This window comes from Vibrio sp. V33_P6A3T137, from assembly GCF_009904835.1.
GTDB classification, from domain to species: domain Bacteria; phylum Pseudomonadota; class Gammaproteobacteria; order Enterobacterales; family Vibrionaceae; genus Vibrio; species Vibrio metschnikovii.
Window position 1 is genome coordinate 1 of record NZ_WXWK01000092.1, and the last position, 3,339, is coordinate 3,339.

Here is a 3,339-nt window from a genome sequence, read left to right on the forward strand (position 1 = left end):
TTATTCGCCGCGATGCAAGTCCGCTATCAAGCGGACTTTCTTTTGTCATCAATTCAATAATCAACAAAATATGTAATAACAAAACTATTATTAGCATTAATCGTTTGCGTAATCGCTAACCCTCTCCGAAGCTATTTTTGAGGGTGTTATCACACATTCACCATTGCTATAGTTTGAGTTAGTTAAATTAATCCAGCCATTATCGGTAAAGCGTTGTTCATTTTTCATCGTGAAAATCAGCGTAGCGCGACTGACCCGGCTTGGGCCAACTGCAAGAGGATCACACAAATAATGGATATGAATATGGTTGATATTATGGGCTATGCAGCCTCTATCATGGTGGCTATTTCCCTAACGATGAAAGACATCGTAAAACTTCGCGTACTTAACTTTATTGGTTGTAGCTTATTTGTCGGCTATGGACTGATGATCGATGCTTGGCCAGTGGTCGCAACCAACGCCTTCATCGCTTGTGTTAATGTCTACTTTTTAGCTCGGATGCAACAAGCAAAAAAGAGTGAAGGCGTACAGAACGCCGCTTAAACTCTGTAACCAATAAAAACCACGCGTCGGAAAATAACAGACTCTGGACGCGTGGTTTATCTTCACTAGTTTAAGGCTAGTTTATCCATCAGCAATATCGATTTAATCCTCTTCGTGATGCTCAGCCGCCCATGATTGAGCGCACTTCACCGCACGTTTCCAACCTTTATAACGACGTTGACGTTTTTCTTCATCGTGATGTGGCATAAAGGAGCGATCAATTTCTGCTTTATTTTTCAGCTCATCCAAACTATCCCAGAAACCAACCGCGATACCGGCTAAATAAGCCGCACCCAACGCCGTCACCTCGGTCACTTTTGGACGATGAACTTCAGTATCCAACACATCAGATTGGAACTGCATTAAGAAGTTATTGGCGACAGCCCCGCCATCAACGCGCAGTGCCGCTAGCTTAATCCCTGAATCTGCTTGCATCGCATCCAAAACATCTCGGGTCTGATAAGCAATACTTTCTAATGTCGCACGAATGATATGGTTCGAATTCACACCACGCGTTAAACCGACAATAGTACCGCGAGCGTAAGCATCCCAATAAGGCGCTCCTAGCCCAGTAAAGGCCGGCACGACATAGACGCCATTAGCAGTATCGACTTTAGTAGCAAAGTATTCTGAATCGTGAGCGTCGGAAATTAATTTTAGTTCATCGCGTAACCACTGAATCGATGCGCCCCCCATGAATACCGCACCTTCGAGCGCATAACTTGGTTCACCTTTCGGCCCACAGGCTAACGTCGTCAAAAGACCATTTTTTGAAGTCACTTTTTCTTTGCCGGTATTCATCAACAAAAAGCAGCCCGTACCATAAGTGTTTTTTGCTTGCCCCGCTTCGACACACATTTGACCGTAAAGCGCCGCCTGTTGATCTCCGGCAATCCCCGCGATAGGAATACGGGTTCCGCCTTTACCACCAATGTTAGTTTGGCCATACACTTCTGAAGAAGATTTCACTTCTGGCATCATGCTTAATGGAATATCAAACTCTTTGAGGATTTTTTCATCCCAGTGTAAATTGTTGATATTAAATAGCATAGTCCGAGAAGCGTTGGTGTAATCCGTAACATGAACACGGCCTTGAGTCATCTTCCAGACTAACCACGTATCTACGGTACCAAACAGCAGTTTACCCGCTTGTGCGTCTTCACGAGCCCCTGGGACATTATCTAAAATCCATTTGACCTTGGTGCCTGAAAAGTAAGGATCAAGCAATAAGCCTGTGTTCTCACGCACATACGCTTCCAGCCCTTCACGCAATTTTAGTTGCTCACAAATTTCAGCGGTGCGGCGACATTGCCACACAATCGCATTGTAAACTGGTTTGCCCGTTTCTTTGTTCCAAACAATCGTCGTTTCACGCTGGTTAGTAATACCAATGGCAGCAATTTCATCACTACGGATACCTGATTTACCAAGCACCTCGATCAATGTCGAACTTTGTGTAGCATAAATTTCCATTGGGTCATGCTCTACCCAGCCCGCTTGTGGATAAATCTGAGTAAATTCACGCTGAGAAACACTGACGATATTGGCATCATGGTCAAGCACGACCGCCCTTGAGCTGGTTGTACCTTGATCCAATGCAACCACATATTTTTGCTCAGTCATGGTCTATTCCTTATTCACGTTCTAATAAATGGGTTAATAAATTATGCACGTTAAACATGTGCTTGTTCGTTATCTTCTACCACATCGCATTGATTAGGTATGGTACAGCCCGTTCCTTCAGTTGGCAGGTAAGCAGCGATAAATTTAGGGTAAGCCCATGCACCAAAACAAGCTCCGGCAATCGGCGCAATGATCGGCACAATAAAGTATGGGATCTCTTTCGCACCCGTTAGGGCATAATCCCAACCAGCAAAATAAGCAAACAATTTAGGACCAAAATCACGAGCTGGGTTCATCGCAAAACCAGTCAGTGGGCCAAGCGAGCCACCAATTACCGCAATCAAAATACCAATTAATAGCGGGTTCATCGCGTTGCGATGCGCACCATTATTCTCATCACCGAGTGCGAGAATGACAAACATCAGCACAGCGGTGATCACAAATTCAACCGATATCGCCCCTAGAAAAGAAAGAGAGGGATGAGAATAAGTAGAGAAAATCCCTGCGGTGGCTAAAGCAGCTTCACTGCTACGGACAAAATTGTGGGCGATTTCATAATCGACAAAAAGGTTGCTGTACAAGCCGTAAACGAGCGCCGCAGAGCAGAATGCACCGAGCAGTTGTGCGATAATATAGGGCAGCACTTTCGCTTTATCAAAACCATGAAACGCAGCTAAAGCGATGGTTACCGCTGGATTAATGTGTGCACCAGAAACACCTGCGGTACAATAAATAGCAATGGCGACCCCAAGTCCCCAGATAATACTAATTTCCCACTGACCAAATTGAGCTCCAGTCAGTACTAGCGCAGCGACACAGCCTACGCCAAAAAATATCAGCAATCCTGTGCCGATAAACTCTGCGATACACTCTCCTAAAAGAGTCTGTTGTTTTGTTCGAGCCATAAGTAAGTGTCCTTTTCCGTTTACACCGTTATTGCACACCGTCACAGGGTGATACGGGGCAAAATCTCGCACAAAAAGATCACTTCGAAAACGAAAAAACCTCACAAATGAGCGTTCGAACACAATTTTGTAATCAATAAGAGTAATTTTTGTTAATTAGAGCCATATTTTGATCTCAGAAAACCTCGCCATTATGGTTAGAAATCGTCGTTCTTAGCGACCATCGCTCACGTGGTGAGATGAATATCATAAGAACAGTGAACAACAT

The 3,339-nt window shown here is 44.4% G+C and carries 3 protein-coding genes; 1 reads left to right on the forward strand and 2 read right to left on the reverse strand.

The features are described 5' to 3' along the window. Positions 1-291 precede the first annotated feature (291 nt). On the forward strand, positions 292-543 hold the full coding sequence (locus CAG60_RS08935; protein ID WP_072670703.1) for a YgjV family protein: 252 nt from the start codon (positions 292-294) through the stop codon (positions 541-543). Between the two features lie 102 nt (positions 544-645). Here the strand turns inward: CAG60_RS08935 and glpK are convergent, their stop codons facing one another. Both glpK and CAG60_RS08945 read right to left on the reverse strand, forming a co-directional pair. Next, positions 646-2,166 carry a glycerol kinase GlpK gene (gene glpK, locus CAG60_RS08940; RefSeq protein ID WP_004396681.1) on the reverse strand — a complete coding sequence of 507 codons (1,521 nt, stop codon included), beginning with the start codon at positions 2,164-2,166 and terminating at the stop codon, positions 646-648. 50 nt (positions 2,167-2,216) lie between these two features. Further along, positions 2,217-3,071 (reverse strand): MIP/aquaporin family protein, encoded by an 855-nt coding sequence (locus CAG60_RS08945; protein ID WP_158137232.1) that lies wholly within the window; start codon positions 3,069-3,071, stop codon positions 2,217-2,219. Positions 3,072-3,339 lie beyond the last annotated feature (268 nt).